This window comes from Bradyrhizobium sp. Ce-3, assembly GCF_022835695.1.
In the GTDB taxonomy this organism is placed as follows: domain Bacteria; phylum Pseudomonadota; class Alphaproteobacteria; order Rhizobiales; family Xanthobacteraceae; genus Bradyrhizobium.
Genome location: NZ_BQUV01000011.1, coordinates 234,253 through 250,597 on the forward strand (window position 1 = coordinate 234,253; position 16,345 = coordinate 250,597).

At 65.2% G+C, this 16,345-nt stretch carries 12 protein-coding genes; 9 read left to right on the plus strand and 3 right to left on the minus strand.

Annotation, left to right across the window (positions count from 1 at the left end; genetic code table 11):
- Positions 1 to 50 precede the first annotated feature (50 nt).
- The gene (locus tag BRSPCE3_RS32100) at positions 51 to 368 is read right to left on the minus strand and encodes a hypothetical protein (protein ID WP_244070525.1); all 318 of its coding nucleotides are present in this window, start codon (positions 366 to 368) and stop codon (positions 51 to 53) included.
- 373 nt (positions 369 to 741) lie between these two features.
- Between BRSPCE3_RS32100 and rpsT the strand changes: the two genes are divergently transcribed.
- The 8 genes from rpsT to BRSPCE3_RS32140 all read left to right on the plus strand — a co-directional run bounded on the left by rpsT (position 742) and on the right by BRSPCE3_RS32140 (position 13,019).
- Entirely contained in the window at positions 742 to 1,008 is a 267-nt protein-coding gene (rpsT, locus tag BRSPCE3_RS32105; RefSeq protein WP_029079417.1) for a 30S ribosomal protein S20, read from the plus strand.
- A gap of 1,239 nt (positions 1,009 to 2,247) precedes the next feature.
- A complete protein-coding gene (gene dnaA / locus BRSPCE3_RS32110; protein WP_244070527.1) occupies positions 2,248 to 3,678 on the plus strand; it encodes a chromosomal replication initiator protein DnaA in 1,431 nt (476 codons plus the stop codon).
- Between the two features lie 279 nt (positions 3,679 to 3,957).
- Positions 3,958 to 5,076 carry a DNA polymerase III subunit beta gene (gene dnaN / locus BRSPCE3_RS32115; RefSeq protein ID WP_244070529.1) on the plus strand — a complete coding sequence of 373 codons (1,119 nt, stop codon included), beginning with the start codon at positions 3,958 to 3,960 and terminating at the stop codon, positions 5,074 to 5,076.
- 75 nt (positions 5,077 to 5,151) lie between these two features.
- The gene (gene recF / locus BRSPCE3_RS32120; RefSeq protein WP_244070531.1) at positions 5,152 to 6,288 is read left to right on the plus strand and encodes a DNA replication/repair protein RecF; all 1,137 of its coding nucleotides are present in this window, start codon (positions 5,152 to 5,154) and stop codon (positions 6,286 to 6,288) included.
- A gap of 547 nt (positions 6,289 to 6,835) precedes the next feature.
- On the plus strand, positions 6,836 to 9,271 hold the full coding sequence (gene gyrB, locus BRSPCE3_RS32125) for a DNA topoisomerase (ATP-hydrolyzing) subunit B (RefSeq protein ID WP_244070535.1): 2,436 nt from the start codon (positions 6,836 to 6,838) through the stop codon (positions 9,269 to 9,271).
- A 215-nt stretch (positions 9,272 to 9,486) separates the two neighbouring features.
- A complete protein-coding gene (gene murA / locus BRSPCE3_RS32130; RefSeq protein ID WP_244070537.1) occupies positions 9,487 to 10,779 on the plus strand; it encodes a UDP-N-acetylglucosamine 1-carboxyvinyltransferase in 1,293 nt (430 codons plus the stop codon).
- Positions 10,780 to 10,929: 150 nt separating this feature from the next.
- Complete coding sequence (locus tag BRSPCE3_RS32135) at positions 10,930 to 12,327, plus strand: MATE family efflux transporter (RefSeq protein WP_244070540.1); 1,398 nt, start codon at positions 10,930 to 10,932, stop codon at positions 12,325 to 12,327.
- A gap of 35 nt (positions 12,328 to 12,362) precedes the next feature.
- Complete coding sequence (locus tag BRSPCE3_RS32140) at positions 12,363 to 13,019, plus strand: 2-hydroxychromene-2-carboxylate isomerase (RefSeq protein WP_244070542.1); 657 nt, start codon at positions 12,363 to 12,365, stop codon at positions 13,017 to 13,019.
- Positions 13,020 to 13,026: 7 nt separating this feature from the next.
- Here the strand turns inward: BRSPCE3_RS32140 and BRSPCE3_RS32145 are convergent, their stop codons facing one another.
- Positions 13,027 to 14,166 carry an aromatic acid exporter family protein gene (locus tag BRSPCE3_RS32145; protein WP_244070544.1) on the minus strand — a complete coding sequence of 380 codons (1,140 nt, stop codon included), beginning with the start codon at positions 14,164 to 14,166 and terminating at the stop codon, positions 13,027 to 13,029.
- A 147-nt stretch (positions 14,167 to 14,313) separates the two neighbouring features.
- Between BRSPCE3_RS32145 and BRSPCE3_RS32150 the strand changes: the two genes are divergently transcribed.
- The gene (locus BRSPCE3_RS32150; protein ID WP_244070547.1) at positions 14,314 to 15,684 is read left to right on the plus strand and encodes an MmgE/PrpD family protein; all 1,371 of its coding nucleotides are present in this window, start codon (positions 14,314 to 14,316) and stop codon (positions 15,682 to 15,684) included.
- Between the two features lie 363 nt (positions 15,685 to 16,047).
- On the opposite strand, the gene BRSPCE3_RS32155 is transcribed toward BRSPCE3_RS32150, so the two are convergent.
- On the minus strand, positions 16,048 to 16,338 hold the full coding sequence (locus BRSPCE3_RS32155; RefSeq protein ID WP_244070549.1) for a DUF1330 domain-containing protein: 291 nt from the start codon (positions 16,336 to 16,338) through the stop codon (positions 16,048 to 16,050).
- Positions 16,339 to 16,345: the final 7 nt, after the last annotated feature.

The window sequence follows — 16,345 nt, forward strand, 5'->3', positions numbered from 1 at the left end:
ATGTCCTTACGCAGATGATGGCAGCCCCGTTACGGAGCGCCGCCGCCCGGTCAGTCGCGCGCGTAGCCGATCAGGGGCTTGCGCGGCCGGAACAGGACCATCAGCAGGATGCCGGCGATGCCGAGCACCGCGAACACCGGCTGCTCCAGCACCAGGCGGATCACACTGTTCCAGAGCCAGGGCGCGACACGATCCACCCAGGCATGGAACGCCTGCTGGCTCGACTGGTGGATGTCGTTCCAGAACTGGCCGAATTGGGTGAACCGCAGGCTCTGGTCGGCGACGAAGCGGGCCCCGTCATAGACCATGAAGATGAAGCTGCCAGCCAGCAGCAGAAGGCCGATCAGACGGAAAAAGCCGCGGATCATGCGTCACCCAAACTCCCTGTCGCGCCCCACGCGTCGTCAGGCCTTACCGGGCGCCTCCCGGAAATTCAACCTCTTCAGCGGCTTATCCGGGCCTGAAAGGCCCGATTTCAGGCCGTTTTTCGGTCCCGAAAGCGTTGACGGTGCTGCCTGCGCCATTTATAAGACCGGCCGATGGCGGCGGGCGCAATCCTGCCGCCGCTGTTCTTTGGACAGTGCCGCATGCGGGGGCAGCATTTTGCGCTCTTCGGATGGCCGCCTCAAGGACACCCAAGAAAGCCACCTTGGACAACTACATCAGAGTTGAGATTTGAACCGGCCGGTGCGCGCAAGCCCGACCACCGAGCGATCACCGCCGAAGGACAGTTAGAGAACCATGGCCAACACCACCTCCGCCAAGAAGGCGACCCGCAAGATTGCCCGCCGCACCATCGTCAACAAGTCGCGCCGCACGCAGATGCGTGGCGCGGTGCGCACCGTCGAGGAAGCGATCAAGAGCGGCGACCGCGAGGCGGCACTCAAGGCGATGAGCAAGGCCGAGCCCGAACTGATGAAGGCAGCGCAGCGCAACATCATTCACAAGAACCTCGCGAGCCGGAAGGTGTCGCGCCTCACGCAGAGCATCGCCAAGCTCGCGAAGTAAGCTCATCGCGTAAAGCTCGTCGCACGAGCTGACCGAAAACGCATCTGTCACGAAGCCCGGCTCACGCCGGGCTTTTTGTTTTCGTCTCGTCTTTTGTCGTGGAAGTTTCATAGCGCGAGAACAATGCACGTTGCCGCGCAACGAACTGCGTGTCATGTTTCGTCGCGTCCGTAGTTCTACCGGCTCAACATGCTTAACGCAGCGCACTCGCGCAGAGATTGTTGTGCGCTAAGCTGGATAGATGGAATAGCGCGCGAACATTTCGCGCTGAAAATTGCGAAGCGGGGTTACCCTGCAAAAGTAATCGTGAAAAATCACGTCTCGCGAATTACTTATGCACATAGCGCCGGACAGCGATTGGAAAAATGACCGGCGCGAGACCAAATGTAAATTTTCTATGAAAAATTTTTGGTATTGCACCGTCGTTTGTGACACGCGTGATTCTGTGCGCTGATTCAAAAACTTGCTTTCGCAACTCAGCATCGGCAACGCCGCAACAGTCGCGAAGAGTCACGATCCCCGTCGAATCCACGGATTGTCAGAAAATGCGCTTGGTGTATTTATTTCTTGTTCGCGACGCCCACGGCTCTCCAGATCAGCGCGGTTTGAGACCCTGGGGCGGACGCACAAATCGGCGGCGGTGTGTGCGTTAGCGACGCTTTCCAAGCGAAGCTGGATTGACGGCTCATAGCGATATGAGGACGGACGACCGACCTGTGTCAAAATATCTCCGGCGATGTCCCCGGCAATTTGGGGGATCGAACAAGAGAGACCAGGACGTCAGTCGGAATCTGGCAGCGGGAACGCGGCGCAAGCGAACGGGTTGACGACGACACGCGGCGGCGAAGCGCCGGGCATTTCGGTGTTCGGTAGCGGCAGTTCGAATTTTAGACACCAGCAAGCTGACAACTTGCCGCGATACGTCGCGGTGGGAGGGGGAGGACTTATGCCTTACGGTATCATCACTGCAGTCGAACCAACGACAATTGAAGTGCAGATTTCCAGTGGTGCCGTAATCAACCCCTCGGACGTTGGCTCTTACCCGCAGCGGCCGTCGAGTACGCGCTGACCTCGCGGGACGCATCTTCTCCAAACAGCTGATCTGTCGCGTGGCGCATGGCCGCCACACGGGAGAGCTTTGTCCGGAGCAGACCGCGCCCGCTGGAGGTCGCGTCGTGGCAGGAGCCCTGCGCGGCGCTTTCGCAACAATTATCTCTCAGACTTGGAAGTACGAAAGCAATGACGAACACGGAACAGGATCGCTGGTCGCGCGTGAAGGGACGTTTGCGGACGAGCGTTGGCGAGGACGTTTACACGAGCTGGTTTGCGCGGATGGATCTGGAGAGCGTGCACGATGAGAGCGTGCACCTGTCGGTTCCGACCCGGTTCCTCAAGAGCTGGATCCAGGCGCATTACGCCGAGCGCGTGCTCTCCTGCTGGCAGGCCGAGATGCCCGAAGTGCATCGCATCGACCTCACCGTGCGCTCCGCGATCCGTGCGATGGCCCCGGCCAGGGAAGCGGTTGCTCCGGTCGAAGCGCGCCGTGTCGAGCGCCACGACGGTCGTCCCGCGCCTGAACTGCGCTCGGTCGCGACCGCGCCGGTGTCCGCCAGCCATGACGCGCTCGGCGGCTCGCCGCTCGATCCGCGCCTGACCTTCGCAAGCTTCGTGGTCGGCCGCTCCAACACGCTGGCCCATGCGGCCGCGCGCCAGGTCGCTGAAGGACGCCGCGGCGATCCCGTGATGTTCAATCCGCTCTACATTCATGCCGGCGTCGGCCTCGGCAAGACCCATCTGCTGCAGGCGGTGACCTGGGCCGGCAATTCCGGCGGCGAGCGCAAGGTGCTGTATCTCACCGCCGAGAAGTTCATGTACGGCTTCGTCGCGGCGCTGAAGACGCAGACGGCGCTGGCGTTCAAGGAGGCGCTGCGCGGCATCGACGTGCTGGTGATCGACGATCTGCAGTTCCTGCAGGGCAAGTCGACGCAGGCCGAGTTCTGCCACACGCTGAACGCGCTGATCGATGCCGGCCGCCAGGTCGTGATCGCGGCCGACCGTCCGCCCTCGGATCTGGAAAGCCTCGACGACCGGGTGCGCTCGCGGCTCGCCGGCGGTCTCGTGGTCGAGATGGCTTCGCTCGGCGAAGAACTGCGGCTCGGCATCCTGAAGTCGCGCGTCGCCGCCGCCCGCGTCCACCACGCGAGCTTCGAGGTGCCGGAGGAAGTGCTCGACTATCTGGCGCGCACCATCACCCATAACGGCCGCGACCTCGAAGGCGCGATCAACCGCCTGCTGGCGCATTCCAAGCTCAACAACCAGCCGGTGACGCTGGAAATGGCCGAGCGCGAGGTGCGCGACCTGATCCGCCCGCAGGAGCCGAAGCGGATCAAGATCGAGGACATCCAGCGCGTGGTCGCGCGGCAGTACAATGTCAGCCGCTCCGACTTGCTGTCGTCCCGCCGTACCGCCAACGTGGTGCGCCCGCGCCAGGTTGCGATGTATCTGGCGAAGACGCTGACCCTGCGCTCGCTGCCGGAGATCGGCCGGCGCTTCGGCGGCCGCGACCACACCACGGTGCTGCACGCCGTGCGCAAGATTGAGGCACTGGTCGCCAAGGACACGACGCTGTCGGAGGAAGTCGAATCGCTGAAGCGTCAGCTGCAGGAATAGGACTGCAGGAATAAGGCGGCCGCGTCAGGCCGGCGCGTTCCATGGCCCTCCCCTTAGCAAGAGGGGAGGGCTAAACTTTTTTCCGACCCAAAACGTGGGGAACGGGGCCCGTTTCGCGCCTCTATCCCTTGCACCGGCCGCCCATCCGCGCCACCTTGCGGTCCCCCCGTGGGTTTGATCAAATCCGGTATTGATCCGGCTTTTCGGGTTTCCAATGCCGCGGTGCTGCCCTGAACGGCCGCCCGGCTTTTCCATCTGAGGGATCTGGCGGGTATTGCAATGAAGGTCACCGTCGAGCGCGCGCAACTGCTGAAATCGCTGGGTCACGTCCATCGCGTGGTCGAGCGCCGCAACACCATCCCGATCCTCGGCAACGTGTTGATCCGCGCCGAGGGCGCCAAATTGTCGCTGAAGGCGACCGACCTCGATCTCGAGGTGACGGAGACCCTGGCCGCCGAGACCGGAACCGCCGGCTCGACCACGGTGCCCGCGCACATGTTCTATGACATCGTCCGCAAGCTGCCGGACGGCTCGCAGATCGTGCTGGAGGCCGACGGCGACCGCTCGGTGCTCGCAGTGCGCGCCGGCCGCTCGCGCTTCACGCTGCAAACCCTGCCCGAGAGCGACTTCCCGGGCCTTGCCGCCGGCGACATGACGCATTCGTTCTCGCTGCCGGCCTCCGACATCAAGCGCCTGATCGACCGCACGCAGTTTGCGATCTCGACCGAAGAGACCCGCTATTACCTCAACGGCATCTATCTGCACGCCGCCGGCAGCGCCAAGGCAGCGACCTTGCGCGGCGTTGCGACCGACGGCCACCGCCTGGCCCAGATCGACCTCGCGCTGCCCAAAGGCGCAACCGGCATGCCCGGCGTGATCGTACCGCGCAAGACCGTCGGCGAGGTGCAGCGGCTGATCGAGGGCGACGACGCCGAGATCGCGATCGAGCTGTCGGACGGCAAGATCCGCTTCACGCTCGGCAATGTGGTGCTGACCTCGAAGCTGATCGACGGCACCTTCCCGGACTATGGCCGCGTCATCCCGCAGAACAACGACAAGGAACTGGTCGTCGACAAGAAGGATTTCGAGGCCGCCGTCGACCGCGTCTCGACCATCTCCAGCGAACGCGGCCGCGCGGTGAAGCTCGCGCTGTCCGCTGGCAAGCTGGTGCTCTCGGTCACCAACCCGGATTCCGGCAGCGCCACCGAAGAAATCGAGGTCGAGTACGCCTCCGACGCGCTCGATATCGGCTTCAACTCGCGCTATCTGCTCGACATCGCCGCCCAGATCGAGGGCGAGGTCGCGGTGCTGAAGCTCGCCGATCCCGGCTCGCCGACCCTGGTGCAGGACAAGGACAGCAAGGGCGCACTCTACGTGCTGATGCCGATGCGGGTGTGACGCACTTCTCTTCGCGCGCATCGGCACTAGATTGCGTCGTGGCTGGGCACGACTGCCCGGCAATGACGAGCTGAGATGACCCCGTCCCGCATTCATCGCCTGTCGCTGACGCATTTCCGCAATTACCGGGCGGCGACGCTGCAGGTCGCGGGCGACATGGTGGTGCTGGTCGGGCCGAACGGCGCCGGCAAGACCAATTGCATCGAGGCGGTCTCGTTCCTGTCGCCGGGCCGCGGCCTGCGCCGCGCCACCCTGGAGGACATCGCCGACAATCAGGGCGACGGCTCCTGGGCGGTTTCCGCCGAAGTCGAGGGCGCGCTCGGCCTCGCCACGCTCGGCACCGGCATCGATCCCCCGACCGGCGAGGCGAGCAACTCAAGGCGCTGCCGGATCGATCGCGAGCCGGTGGGTTCCGCAACCGCGTTCGGCGATCATCTGCGCATCGTCTGGCTGACGCCGGCGATGGACGGCCTGTTCATGGGCGCTGCGTCGGAACGGCGGCGCTTCTTCGACCGCCTGGTGCTGGCGATCGATTCCGAGCATTCCAGCCGGGTGTCGGCGCTGGAGCGCTCGCTGCGTTCGCGCAACCGGCTGCTCGAGGTGCGCAATTACGACGACCATTGGTGTGATGCAATCGAGCGCGAGACCGCGGAGCTTGCGGTCGCGGTCGCCGCATCGCGCGGCCAGACCGCGGCCAAGCTCGCCGTGATGCTGCGCGCGCGCGGCGCGGCCTCGGCGTTCCCGTCCGCCGAGATCATGCTCGATGGCTGGATGGAGAACGCACTGCTGCAGGAGCCCGCGACCGCAGTGGAAGACCGCTACCGCGAAATCCTGCGCGCCAGCCGGCCACGCGACGCCGCCGCCGGGCGCACGCTGGACGGCCCCCATCTGACCGACCTTCAGGTGCTCTACGCGCCGAAGAACATGCCGGCGCGCGATGCTTCCACCGGCGAACAGAAGGCGCTCCTGATCGGGCTGGTGCTGGCGCATGCGACGATGGTCGCGGAGATGACCGGCATCGTGCCGCTATTGCTGCTCGACGAGGTCGTCGCCCATCTCGATCCGAACCGCCGCAAGGCGCTGTTCGAGGAACTCGCCAAGCTCGGCGCGCAGGTCTGGATGACCGGCGCCGATCCCGCGGCGTTCGTCGATATCGGCCCGCGCGGGGAGATTTTCGACGTCGAATCCGGCCGCGCCACACGGCGCGGCTGATTGGCTAGGTTCGTGTTTCGACGCGTTTTCTTTACGCGAACCGGTACCCACTTCGCTCGAAAACGCTCTTGGGCCATCTGAAGCGATGGCGTTGTTGCGGAGCGCATCGCCAAAATATCGAAAACAACCCCATGCAAAGTAGCCGGCGGCCAGCATTCGACCAGGCAGCTTGACACGTCGGGCAACTCAGGAGCATTATTCTAATATTCCGAAATTACGCCGGCATCCCTCGCCGCCCCCCGGTTTGCCTATGCCGGGCGGGGCGAAGCGAGCCTCCGTAGCCGCTCCAATTCAGCCTGGTCCGATGATGTTTCCGGCGGCGCAGAATCGGCCTCGACAAGGGCTCCGAATCCGCCCTCGAATCGGGCTTTTCAGAGCCCCCGGAATCGGCCTTTGAAGACCTTGAAAAAGGCCTAAAAAATCCCATCTATTCAATACTTTGCAGACAGAGACTTTGCGCTAGGCGCAACACCTCTTTCATGGCACAAATAGCGGAATCAGCGCCTCATTTTGTGCAGCTGATTCGGGACATCCTCGAAGGCCTCACATGACAGAACCTGCCCGGCAGACCCCTGCCGAATCTGAGCATCCCGCATCGGGCGAATACGACGCGGGATCGATCCGGGTGCTGAAGGGCCTCGATGCCGTGCGCAAGCGGCCCGGCATGTATATCGGCGACACCGACGACGGGTCCGGCCTGCACCACATGGTCTACGAGGTCGTCGACAATGCGATCGACGAAGCCCTGGCGGGCCATGCGAGCCGCGTCCTGGTCACGCTCAACGCCGACAATTCCGTCACCGTGTACGACGACGGCCGCGGCATTCCGGTCGACATCCACAAGGAAGAAGGCGTCTCGGCGGCCGAGGTCATCATGACCCAGCTCCATGCCGGCGGCAAATTCGACCAGAACTCCTACAAGGTCTCCGGCGGCCTGCACGGCGTCGGCGTCTCCGTGGTCAACGCGCTGTCCAGCAAGCTCGGCTTGCGGATCTGGCGCGACGACAAGGAGCACTACATCGAATTCGCGCACGGTGACGCCGTGGCGCCGCTCAAGGTGGTCGGCGATGCCCCGGGCAAACGCGGCACCGAGGTCACCTTCCTCGCCTCGCCCGAAACCTTCAAGAACATCGAATATGATTTCGCGACGCTCGAGCACCGGCTGCGCGAGCTCGCCTTCCTCAATTCCGGCGTCAACATCGTGCTCTCCGACATGCGCCACGCGGTCGAGAAGCGCGAGGAGATGCACTATTCCGGCGGCGTCGAGGAATTCGTCAAATATCTCGACCGCAACAAGAAGGCGATCGTGCCGAAGCCGATCATGGTGCGCTCGGAAGCCAACGGCATCGGCGTCGAGGCCGCGCTGTGGTGGAACGACAGCTACCACGAGAACGTGCTGTGCTTCACCAACAACATCCCGCAGCGCGACGGCGGCACCCATCTGGCCGGTTTCCGCGGCGCGCTGACGCGCCAGGTCAACGGCTATGCCGAGGCCAATGCGAAGAAGGAAAAGATCGCGCTGACCGGCGACGACTGCCGCGAAGGTCTCACCGCGGTGCTGTCGGTGAAGGTGCCCGATCCGAAATTCTCGTCGCAGACCAAGGACAAGCTGGTGTCCTCGGAGGTTCGACCGGTGGTCGAGAACGTCCTCAACGAGGCGCTTGCCGCCTGGTTCGAGGAGAATCCGAAGGAAGCCAAGGAAATCGTCGGCAAGGTGATCCAGGCCGCCGCAGCCCGCGAGGCCGCGCGAAAAGCCCGCGAGCTGACCCGCAAGAGCCCGCTCAGCGTCTCCTCGCTGCCCGGCAAGCTCGCCGACTGCCAGGAGAAGGACCCCGCCAAGTCCGAACTGTTCATCGTCGAGGGCGACTCGGCAGGCGGCAGCGCCAAGCAGGGCCGCAACCGCGAGTTCCAGGCGGTGCTGCCGCTGCGCGGCAAGATCCTCAATGTCGAGCGCGTGCGCCCCGACAAGATGCTGTCGTCCGAACAGATCGGCACCCTGATCACCGCACTCGGCACCGGCATCAGCGATGATTTCTCGGTCGACAAGCTGCGCTACCACAAGATCATCGTGATGACCGACGCCGACGTCGACGGCGCCCACATCCGCACGCTGCTGCTGACCTTCTTCTATCGCCAGATGCGCTCGATCATCGACGGCGGCTTTCTCTATATCGCCCAGCCGCCGCTCTATAAGGTCTCGCGCGGCAAGTCCGAGCAGTATCTGAAGGACGAGCGCGCGCTGGAGGATTACCTGATCTCGACCGGGCTCGACGAATGCGTCTTCAAGCCGGCCTCCGGCGACGACCGCTCGGGCCGCGATTTGCTGTCGCTGGTCGAAGACGCGCGGATCATCCGCTCCGTGCTGCGCAACCTGCACAGCCGCTACAACCGCGCGGTCATCGAGCAGGCCGCGATCGCAGGCGTGCTGAACCCCAGGATCACCAGCGATATCGCGACCGCCAACTCGGCGGCCGAATACATCGCCAAGCGGCTGGACGCCGTGGCCGAAGAGGTCGAGCGCGGCTGGGTCGGCACCTTCACGGAAGGCCAGGGTTTCCACTTCGAGCGCACGGTGCGCGGCGTCAAGGAAGCGGCCGTGATCGACGACGCCTTCCTCGGCTCGGCCGACGCACGCAAGCTCGACGAATATGCGACCAGGCTGCAGGAGATCTACGTCCGCGCCGGCAAGCTGCGTCGCAAGGATGCCGAGCAGACCATCCATGGGCCGATCGACCTGTTCGAGGCCGTGACCGACGCTGCGCGCAAGGGCATCTCGCTGCAGCGCTACAAAGGTCTCGGCGAGATGAATCCGGAGCAGCTGTGGGAGACCACGCTGGACACCGAGGCGCGCTCGCTGCTCCAGGTGAAGATCAAGGAGGTCGACGAGGCCGACGACATCTTCACCAAGCTGATGGGCGACGTGGTCGAACCGCGCCGCGACTTCATCCAGGAAAACTCGCTCAGCGCCACCATCGACATCTGATGATCGCGGCCGGCCGGCTTGCGCCTGCCGACGCGATGGCTCGGCGAGCATGACGTCTCCGTGACCGCGCGACCGACGCCGTCGCGCTGCTACCTTTCGGGTGGAAGCCGCGCCGGGAGTTGTGTTACGGTGCCGGACAGCCATTGATTCCGTTACGGAATTTCGCGTGGCCGAGTTCGAATCCAAGTCTGGATAATGCGTTAGGGGACATCCGCGTGCCGCCGATCCAATACATCGTCGAAGGCGGCCGCCGCCTTTCGGGCACCATCGAGCCATCGGGCAACAAGAACTCCGCGCTGCCGATCATCGCAGCTGCGCTGCTCACCGAGCACCCGGTCACGCTGACCAACGTGCCGCGGATCCGCGACACTGAAACGCTGGTCGAGCTGTGCCGTTCGGTCGGCGCCAGCGCCGAATGGACCGAGCGCAACACGCTGCAGATCCATGCCAAGGAAATCCGCGCCGCCGATCTCGATCCGGCGCTGTGCGCGCGGATCCGCGCCTCGATCCTGCTCGCGGGGCCGCTGCTCGCGCGTTGCGGCGAGGTCGCGCTGCCGCCGCCCGGCGGCGACGTGATCGGCCGGCGCCGGCTCGACACGCACTTCCTGGCCTTCGAGCAGCTCGGCGCCACGGTCACCGCGACGCACCGGCTGGAATTTCGCGCCGCGCGCCTGAAGGGCGCCGACGTGTTCCTCGACGAGCCCAGCGTCACCGCGACGGAGAACGCGCTGGTCGCCGCCGTCGCCGCTCGCGGCACCACCTATCTGCGCAACGCGGCGTCCGAGCCGCATGTGCAGGACCTCGCCAACTTCCTGATTGCGCTGGGCGCCAAGATCGAAGGCGTCGGCACCAACACCATCATCGTGCACGGGCCGGCGACGCTCGGCAGCACGAGTTTCGCGATCCAGCCCGACCATATCGAGGTCGGGTCGCTGATCGGGCTTGCCGCGGTGACCCGCTCGCCGCTGCGCATCGCGCGCGCCGGCGTCGAGCATCTGCGCTCGATCCGGATGGGTTTTGAGCGGCTCGGCATCGTCTGCGGCATCGAGGGCGACGACCTCGTCGTGCCGTCGAACCAGACCATGAAGATCCACGACGATTTCGGCGGCCATGTGCCGAAGCTCGAGGACCAGCCCTGGCCCGCGTTCCCGGCCGATCTGATGTCGATCGCGATCGTCACCGCGACGCAGTGCGACGGCATCATCCTGATGCACGAGAAGATGTTCGAGTCGCGGATGTTCTTCGTCGACAATCTGATCGCGATGGGTGGCCGCATCGTGCTGTGCGATCCGCACCGCGCGATCGTGGCCGGTCCGAGCCGGCTGCGCGGTGCGCCGATGAATTCGCCCGACATCCGCGCCGGTATGGCGATGCTGCTGGCCGCTGTCTGCGCCAACGGCACCTCCACCATCAACAATGCCGACCAGATCGAGCGCGGCTATGAGCGGATCGACGAGCGGCTCAACGCGCTCGGTGCCAAGATCAAGCGGATACCCGCGCGATCCTAATCCAGGCATGATCCGGAAAAGTGCGAAGCGGTTTTCCGGTCAGATCATGCTCAAACGACAATTTGGAATGCGACGATCCCTGCGTGAGATCGTCGCGTTCGGGCAGCTTGGCCATCCTTCTGGCCGGTTTGCCGTGCAAAGCGTGCCGTCATGACCTGCATCGACAAGATCGACCCGGCCGCGCCGAACGCGGCCGTTGCCGTCCCTCGCAAGCTGCTCGCGGCCGAGCTCGCGGAAACGCTGAAGCTCGCGGTACCGCTTGCGCTGACGCAGCTCGGGCAGATCGCGATGATGACGACCGATCTCGCCTTCATCGGCCGGCTCGGCAGCGAGAACGTCGCCGCCGCGGCGCTGGCGCATACCGTGTATTTCGTCAGCTTCACCATCGGCATGGGCATGATGTCGGCGGTCTCGCCGCTGGCGGCGCAGGCGTTCGGCGCCCGCAACCCGCGCGTGATGCGGCGCGCGCTCCGCGTCGGCCTGTGGGCGGGGTTCTTCATGGTGCTGCCGCTGATGGCATTGCCGTTCCATGGCGAGCGCATCCTGCTCGCGCTCGGCCAGACCCAGGCCACCGCGCATCTGGCGCAGCAATATCTGTTTGGGCTCGCCTGGGGCATCCTGCCGGCGCTGTGGTTCATCGCGATCCGCGGCTTCATGAGCGCGGTGAACCGGCCGGAGCCGGTGCTGTGGATCACGCTTGCCGCGATCCCGGCCAATGCGCTGATGGTCTACCTCCTGCTCTACGGCAAATGGGGCATGCCCGAACTTGGCATGTTCGGCGCCGGGCTTGCGACCACGATCGTCAATCTCGGCACCTTCCTTGCCGGCGTGTGGTTTGCGGCGCGCCGCCGTCCGTTCCGCAAGTACCACGTGTTCAGCCGCGTCTGGCGCATCGACTGGCCGTTGCTGGGCAAGCTCGTCGCCATCGGCGCGCCGATCTCGATCGCCTTCCTGCTGGAATACGGCCTGTTCGGCGCGGCCGGCCTGCTGATGGGGCTGATCAGCACCACGGCGCTGGCGGCGCACCAGATCGCGCTGCAGATCGCGGCGATCCTGTTCATGGTGCCGTTCGGCGTCAGCATGGCCGCCACGGTGCGGGTCGGCCAGGCGGTCGGCCGCCGCGATCCCGATGCGGTGCAGCGTGCCGGCTTTGTCGCGGTCGCGCTCTCCGGCGTGTTCATGAGCATCATGACGCTCGCGGTGATCCTGGGCCGGTTCGAGATCGCGGCGCTGTTCCTCGGCGAGGCCTCCGACGCCACCGCGCAGCTCACCGCGATGCTGCTGTTGATCGGCGCGACCTTCTTCATCGCCGATGGCGTGCAGACCACCACCGCCGGCGCATTGCGCGGCATGAACGACACCCAGGTGCCGCTGCTGTTCGCGGTCATCAGCTATTGGCTGATCGGCTTTGTATCGGCCTCTGCGCTCGCCTTCTGGGCCGGGCTCGCGGCGCCCGGCGTCTGGATCGGGCTGTCGCTCGGCACTGCGGTCTATGCGACGCTCCTTATCTTGCGTTTCCGCCTGCTGGCCCGCAGACTGACGGCATGAGGGTCGACGAGGTCGCACCGAACGGAGGCTAGCGCATGACCCTGTCGGTCGACCTGTTCTTCTCGTTCCGCAGCCCGTACAGCTATCTTGCGCTGCCGAAGACACGGCAGATGGTGGCCGACTACGACGTCGCAGTGAATCTGCGGCCGGTCTATCCGCTCGCGGTGCGGGTGCCCGGCTTCTTCAAGCGGACCAATCCGCAATTCGCCCGCTATGTCGTGCTCGACTCCCGTCGCGTCGCCGAGCATGACAACATCCCGTTCCGCTTTCCGCGCCCGGACCCGATCGTGCAGGACATGACGACGCTCGACGTCGCCGAGCACCAGCCCTACATCCACCGCCTGACCCGGCTCGGCGCCGCAACCCAGCTCGAGGGACGCTCGCTCGCCTTCACCTCTGCCATCAGCCGCGTGCTGTGGGACGGCTCGGTGAAGGGCTGGAACGAGGGCGACCATCTGGCCAAAGCCGCCGATGCCGCCGGGTTCGATCTCGCGGCGATGGATGCGGCTGTCACCGCCGATCCCGATCGCTACGAGCAGATCATCAAGGACAACGAGGCGGCGCACGCCGCATCCGGCCATTGGGGTGTACCGACCTTCGTGTTCGAGAACGAACCGTTCTTCGGTCAGGACCGTATCGATCTCCTGATCTGGCGTATGGAGAGCAAGGGCCTGACCCGCCGCACGGCATAGTCCGAGATCACGCCGCTGTCTTCTCCGGCGTGCCGGCGACGATCTTCTCCGGGGCATCCTCGTTGGTGCACCAATTGCCGTGGCAGCGCTTGAGGTCGTTGAGGTTCTGCCGCATCTGGTCGAGCGAGAAGCCGAGCGCGTAGAACCGTTCGGCGGCATCGACCGGCAGGCCGCGGATCAGGCCGTCCCGGCGCACCGCGGCAACCTCCTCGCTGTAGGCATGCAGCGCCGCATCGACCGGCGCCATGTCGGCCGGGCCGCTGCCGGCCCGCAGGGCAGTCGCGACCGCCACCATGTAGGCCACGATCGCCTTGCTGACCTCGGCCAATGGCCGCGCCAGCCTGGCCTGGATATCGGCCGGCAACGGCACGACGCAGGCGCGCCCGATCATCACCACATCGTGCCGCAACCGCTGGATGGTCCGCAGCAGCGGGCCGGTATCCGGCCCCGATGACAGATGCATCGAGCGCTCGCGCTCGGCCTCCAGCCCGGTCGCGTGCAGATTGGTCACCGCGGAGCCGATGCCGTCCTGGATCCGGTGCAGCGCGTCATTGTCGAGACCGCGGGTCAGGCCGGCCAGCAATTCGGCGAACGCCGCCGAGAGCAGTTCCAACAGCTTCGATGCATTGACCCGGATCTGGCTGACCGCGCGCGACGGCAGCACCAGGAACGAGATCAGAAGTCCGGTGAGCGCGCCGACCGTGACCTCCAGCACGCGGTCGATCGCGGAGTCCAGCGGGTTGGAGTGATGCATCGTCGGCAGCAGCAGCACGATCACCGCCGTCACCGTCGCCGAGTTCAGACTCGGATTGAGCGCGGCGATGAAGGCCAGCGGCACGATCGCCAGCACCAGCAGCGCCAGCAGGCTGCCCTCGCCGGAATGCGGGATCAGCACCGCGATCGCGCCGCCATAGATGGCGCCGCCGATGGTGCCGAGCATGTAGTCCCGCGTCGCCTTCAGCGAGCGGCCGACGCTCATTTGCGTGACGATCAGCGAGGTCAGCACCGCCCAGAGCGGCAGCATGAGGTTCAGCGCCACCGCGATGACATAGGCCGCCACGCCGGCGGACGCGATCCGGACCGCCAGCGCCAGCTGCGTCTTGCGGCTCCAAAGCTTGTCGAACATGCGTTTTGCGAAGGTCCTCATGCACCCTGATCCGCAATCAATGGAAAGGCCCGTGTTACATGACTTGAAGTCCAGCGACCCGAAGCATGGCTGCTGCCCGCGGCGGCAAGGTGGCTTGAAAGGCCAAACCCGCCCGCCTACCCTGCGCCGCAAAATTGAGGAAACACGATGGCCCACGAAACCGCAACGCTCGCCGCCTATGTCGCCGACCTGAAATATTCCGACATTCCGCCGGAGGTGCTGGAACGCGCCAAGGTTTTGACGCTGGATTTCCTGGGCAGCACCATTCGCGCCCGCCGCGATGCGGAATCGACCCCCGCGCTGATGAAGATGCTGGAGGCGCTGGCGCTCGACGGCAAGGGCGAGGCCACGGTGTTCGGCGACAGCAAGACCTGGACGCCGGCGGTGGCGGCGCTGCTCAACGGCGCGCTCGGCCATTCGCTCGACTTCGACGACACCCACGCCGATTCTTCGCTGCATCCGAGCGCACCGGTGGTGCCCGCGGCCTTCGCGGTCGGCGAGATGGTCTCTGCCTCCGGCCGCGACGTGCTGACCGCGATCGTCGCCGGCTATGAAGTGTGCTGCCGGCTCGGCAATGCGCTCGATCCGACCTCGCATTACGCCCGCGGATTCCATCCGACCGCGACCGCCGGAACCTATGGCGCTGCCGCCGCGGCAGCCAAGCTGTTCGGGTTATCGAAGGAGCAGATCATCTCGGCGTTCGGCGTCTCCGGCAGCCAGGCCGCGGGCTCGCTGCAATTCCTGGTCAATGGCGCCTGGAACAAGCGCTACCAGGTCGGCGCCGCCGCGATGAACGGCGTGATCGCCGCGACGCTCGCGCGCAATGATTTCATCGGCTCGAGCGAGGCGGTCGAAGGCAAGCATGGCCTGCTGGTCGGCTATACCGATGACGCCCATCCGGACAAGGCGGTGGCCGGCCTCGGCAGCACCTATGAAACGCTGAAGATCGGCGTGAAGCCGTATCCGAGCTGCCGCTACACCCATGCCGCGATCGACGCGCTGATCGCGATGCGGCGCGAGCACAATCTGACGCCGGACCAGATCAAGAAGGTCGAGATCGGCCTGCACCGCAACGGCATCACGCTGACCGGCGACGCCGCCACCAAGCGCCACCCGACCTCGGTGGTCGGCGGCCAGTTCTCGATGTTCTTCACCGGCGCGATCGCGCTCGACCAGGGCCATTTCGGCTGGGACGATTACGAGCGGCTTGGCGATGCGGCAATCGACGCACTCGCCGACAAGTTCGACGTGGTGCAGGACGACCGCCTCGAGGTCGGCCGCACCCACCCGTTCGGCGCCCGCGTCTCGATCACGACCGATGACGGCACCCACGAGCGCCTCTACGCCGATCCCTCCGGCGAGCCGACCTCGTTCCCCGATGCCAAGGCGATGCAGCAGAAATTCCTGACGCTGGCCCGCCCGGTGCTCGACAAGCGCGCCGACCAGCTCGCGGATGCGATCCTCACCCTGGAGCGGTTCGACCGCGTGGAGAAGGCGACGCAGCTCGGACGGCAATAGGCGGATCGATCACTGCTGCACAGGCTGCGCGCGCCGCACCCACCACTGTCGTCCCTGCGAAAGCAGGGACCCATAACCACCGCATTTGATCATGAACGGGATTGTGGCCCCAGCCTCGCGCAACAATTCCCATTTGCGGTAATGGGTCCTGGCCTTCGCCAGGACGACGATGAGGGTCGTCCTGGATTCAATCGGTCAAACAGCTTGTTCGGTGTCATCACCCGCGAAAGCGGGTGATCCAGTATTCCAGAGGCGGCTGTGCTTGAGCCGAGAAGCCGCGGCGTACTGGATCGCCCGGTCGAGCCGGGCGATGGCAGTTGCGGGAGTGTCGCGCGCTGCTCGCGCCCCGGAATGACGGAGAGCCTAGTCCGCGCCATCGATGATCACGAAATCGCCGTCCGAATATTTCTGCCGGATCACTTTCGCGGCCTGGTAGTCGGGGCAGTTGTAGCATTCCATCGCGGTGGCGCGATCCTTGAATTCGATGACGAAATTGCGCTGGCGCGTTGCGCCTTCCATCACCTCGTAGGGGCCGTTGCGCACGATGAAGTGGGCGCCGTATCTGGCGAACACCGGCATCGCGGCGGCGAGATATTCGGGATAGCGCGCTTCATCGTGCACCGTGACGTGCACGATCCAGTAGGCTTTCGGCATGATGGTC